This is a genomic window from Streptomyces sp. NPDC006265 (assembly GCF_040613555.1).
Lineage (GTDB): Bacteria > Actinomycetota > Actinomycetes > Streptomycetales > Streptomycetaceae > Streptomyces.
The window spans coordinates 1-3739 of record NZ_JBEXSH010000882.1 but is presented as its reverse complement, the minus strand read 5'-3'; the positions used below and the strand labels follow the sequence as shown (position 1 = coordinate 3739).

Below are 3739 nucleotides of genomic sequence, written 5' to 3'. Positions count from 1 at the left end.
ATCGTCGCCGCCGACCACCCGGCCCGCGGCGCCCTCGGCGTCGGCGGCCGTGCCCTGGCCATGGCCAACCGTGCCGACCTCCTCGAACGCCTCTGCCTGGCCCTGTCCCGCCCCGGCGTGGACGGCGTCCTCGCCACCGCCGACATCCTCGACGACCTGCTCCTGCTCGGCGCCCTCGACGGCAAGGTCGTCCTCGGCTCGATGAACCGCGGCGGCCTCCAGGGTGCCCGCTTCGAACTCGACGACCGCTTCACCGGCCACCGCCCCGAGGACATCGAGCGCCTCGGCTTCGATGCCGGCAAGCTGCTCCTGCGCATCGACTACGATGACCCGGGTTCGCTGACCACCCTGGAGTCCACTGCCCGGGCCGTCGACGTCATGGCCGCCCGCAAACTCCCCGTCTTCGTCGAGCCGTTCATCAGCCGCCGTGACGAGCGGGGGCGGCTCCGCAACGACCTCTCCGCCGAGGCCGTGACCAAGTCGATCGCCATCGCCTCGGGTCTCGGCGGCAGTTCCGCCTACACCTGGCTGAAGGTCCCGGTCACCGACGACCCCGACGACATGGCCGAGGTCATGGCCGCCTCCACGCTGCCCGCCGTGCTGCTGGGCGGCGAGGTGGGTGACGATCAGGACGGGGCGTACGAGAAATGGCGCGGCGCCCTCCAACTGCCCACCGTGCGCGGGCTGGTCGTGGGACGTTCGTTGCTGTACCCGGCGGACGGCGACGTGGCCGCTGCCGTGGACACCGCCGTCCGACTGCTGTGAGGGCCGCCTCATGACCATCCACACCTTCACCACGGGGGACCGCACAGAAGACCAGGAGTTCCCTCTCCCGGGCAGGTCCCGGGCCCAGATCGCCTCCGGCGCGGGAGGCCGCTTTGCTTTGGCAGGAGCGAAGAGCGAGCGACAACTCCCCGCCCGCTACGGCCCCGCGCCGGAGGTCCCCCACCCGAGGTGTCCCGCCGGGAGGGAGCGGACGCCGACGCCCGGCGTGAACGCTCGCCGCGGCCGACGCGTACCCGTGACCACCCCGAGGGAGGGACCACGATGACGTCGACGACGAGGCTGACGGTCGCACAGGCGCTCGTGCGCTTCCTGTCCGCCCAGTACACCGAACGCGACGGCGTCCGGCAGCGGCTCATCGGCGCCACCTGGGGCATCTTCGGCCACGGCAACGTCGCCGGCATCGGCCAGGCGCTCCTGGAGCACGCCGAGCGGATGCCGTACCACCAGGGCCGCAACGAACAGGCCATGGTGCACGCGGCGGTCGGCTACGCCCGCCAGTCGAACCGCCTGTCCACGCACGCGGTCACGACCTCCATCGGCCCGGGCGCCACCAACCTCGTCACCGGCGCCGCCCTCGCGACGATCAACCACCTGCCGGTGCTGCTGCTGCCCGGTGACATCTTCGCCACCCGCCCCGCCGACCCGGTCCTCCAGCAGCTCGAAGTGCCGTACGCGGGTGACATGTCGGTCAACGACTGCCTGCGCCCGGTGTCGAGGTACTTCGACCGGATCACCCGGCCCGAGGCCCTGATCCCCTCGGCGCTGAACGCCATGCGCGTCCTCACCGACCCCGTCGAGACCGGCGCCGTCACCCTCGCCCTGCCCCAGGACGTGCAGGCCGAGGCGTACGACTGGCCCGAGGAGTTCTTCGCCGAGCGCGTCTGGACCGTACGGCGCCCCGGCGCCGATCCGACGGAACTGGCCGAGGCGGTACGGATCATCCGCTCGGCGAAGAGGCCCCTGGTCGTCGCGGGCGGCGGCGTCCACCACAGCCGCGCCGAGGAGGCCCTCGCCGAGTTCGCCGAAACCACCGGCATACCGGTCGCCTCCACCCAGGCCGGCAAGGGCTCCCTGCGCCACGACCACCCCCAGGACGTCGGCGGCGTCGGCCACACCGGCACCGCCACCGCGGACGAACTGGCCCGCACCACCGACCTGGTGATCGGCGTCGGCACCCGCTACACCGACTTCACCACCGCCTCCGGCACGCTGTTCAGCAACCCGGACGTCCGGTTCCTCAACCTCAACATCGCGCCCTACGACGGCCACAAGCTCGCCGGGCAGCCCCTGGTCGCCGACGCCCGCAGCGGCCTCCAGGAGCTCACCGGCGCCCTCCGGCTGCACGCGCACCGGGTCGCCGGCACCTACGCCACCGAGTACACCGAGGACAAGGAGCGCTGGGAGCAGCGCGTCGACGCCTGCTACGAGGTGGACGAACCGGACACCCGCCCGACCCAGCCGCAGGTCCTCGGCGCCCTGGACGAGATCGCCGACGCGTCGGACATCCTGATCAACGCCGCCGGCTCCCTCCCCGGCGACCTGCACAAACTGTGGCGGACACGGTCGCCCGACCAGTACCACCTGGAGTACGGCTACTCCTGCATGGGCTACGAGATCCCGGCCGCCATCGGTGTGAAGCTGGCCGCTCCCGACCGGCCCGTGTGGGCGCTGGCCGGCGACGGCACGTACCTGATGATGCCGACGGAGATCGTCACGGCCGTGCAGGAGGGCGTCGCGATCAAGGTCCTGATCATCCAGAACCACGGCTACGCGTCCATCGGCGGCCTGTCGGAGTCGGTGGGCGGCGAGCGGTTCGGCACCGCCTACCGCTACCCCTCCGAGGACGGCTCGTACACCGGGCGGCCGCTGCCCGTGGACCTCGCCGCCAACGCGGCCAGCCTCGGCATGCGCGTGCTGCGCGCGAAGACCGTCCGGGACCTGCGGGAGGCCCTCGCCGAGGCCCGGGCGGCCGACACTCCCACATGTGTCTACGTCGAGACCCAAACGGCAGACACAGTGTCGGGCGCGCCTCCCGCGCAGGCCTGGTGGGATGTACCCGTGGCCGAGACCGCGACACGGCCGTCCGCGGTCAAGGCACGTGAGCTGTACGAACGGCACGTCTCCACCCGACGCCGCCATCTGTGAAGGAGTTCCCGGCCATGACGAAGATCGTCAACCACTGGATCGGCGGCAAGACCGTCGAAGGCGCCTCGGGCACGTACGGGCCGGTGACCGATCCGGCGACCGGCGAGGTGACGACGAAGGTCGCGTTCGCCTCGGTCGACGAGGTGGACGCGGCGGTCGCCGCCGCCAAGGCGGCCTACCTGACCTGGGGCCAGTCCTCGCTGGCCCAGCGCACCTCGATCCTGTTCACGTTCCGGGCGCTGCTGGACGCCAACCGGGACGCGATCGCGGAGCTGATCACCGCCGAGCACGGCAAGGTGCACAGCGACGCCCTCGGCGAGGTCGCCCGCGGCCTGGAGATCGTCGACCTGGCCTGCGGCATCAACGTGCAGCTCAAGGGCGAGCTGTCCACGCAGGTCGCCAGCCGCGTCGACGTCGCCTCGATCCGCCAGCCGCTCGGTGTCGTCGCGGGCATCACCCCGTTCAACTTCCCGGCGATGGTGCCGATGTGGATGTTCCCCATCGCCATCGCGTGCGGCAACACCTTCGTGCTCAAGCCCTCCGAGAAGGACCCGTCGGCCTCGCTGAAGATCGCCGAGCTGCTGTCGGAGGCCGGTCTGCCCGACGGTGTCTTCAACGTCGTCCACGGCGACAAGGTGGCCGTCGACCGTCTGCTGGAGCACCCGGACGTCAAGGCCGTCTCCTTCGTCGGCTCGACCCCGATCGCCCGCTACATCCACACCACCGCCTCCGCCAACGGCAAGCGGGTGCAGGCCCTCGGCGGCGCCAAGAACCACATGCTGGTCCTGCCCGACGCCGACCTCGACGC

3 protein-coding genes and 1 pseudogene are annotated in these 3739 nt (G+C 71.7%); all 4 read left to right on the top strand.

Annotated features, from left to right (window positions below):
• Positions 1 to 765 (top strand): deoxyribose-phosphate aldolase (locus tag ABZ281_RS42045; RefSeq protein ID WP_356663241.1); only part of this gene is annotated, 765 nt, incomplete at its 5' end.
• A 76-nt stretch (positions 766 to 841) separates the two neighbouring features.
• Positions 842 to 946 (top strand): annotated as a pseudogene (locus ABZ281_RS42040) (5-deoxy-glucuronate isomerase); the annotation flags it as partial.
• 101 nt (positions 947 to 1047) lie between these two features.
• Complete coding sequence (gene iolD, locus ABZ281_RS42035; RefSeq protein WP_356663239.1) at positions 1048 to 2931, top strand: 3D-(3,5/4)-trihydroxycyclohexane-1,2-dione acylhydrolase (decyclizing); 1884 nt, start codon at positions 1048 to 1050, stop codon at positions 2929 to 2931.
• Between the two features lie 14 nt (positions 2932 to 2945).
• Positions 2946 to 3739: CoA-acylating methylmalonate-semialdehyde dehydrogenase (gene mmsA, locus ABZ281_RS42030; protein WP_356663237.1), on the top strand; the 794-nt coding region annotated here is incomplete at its 3' end.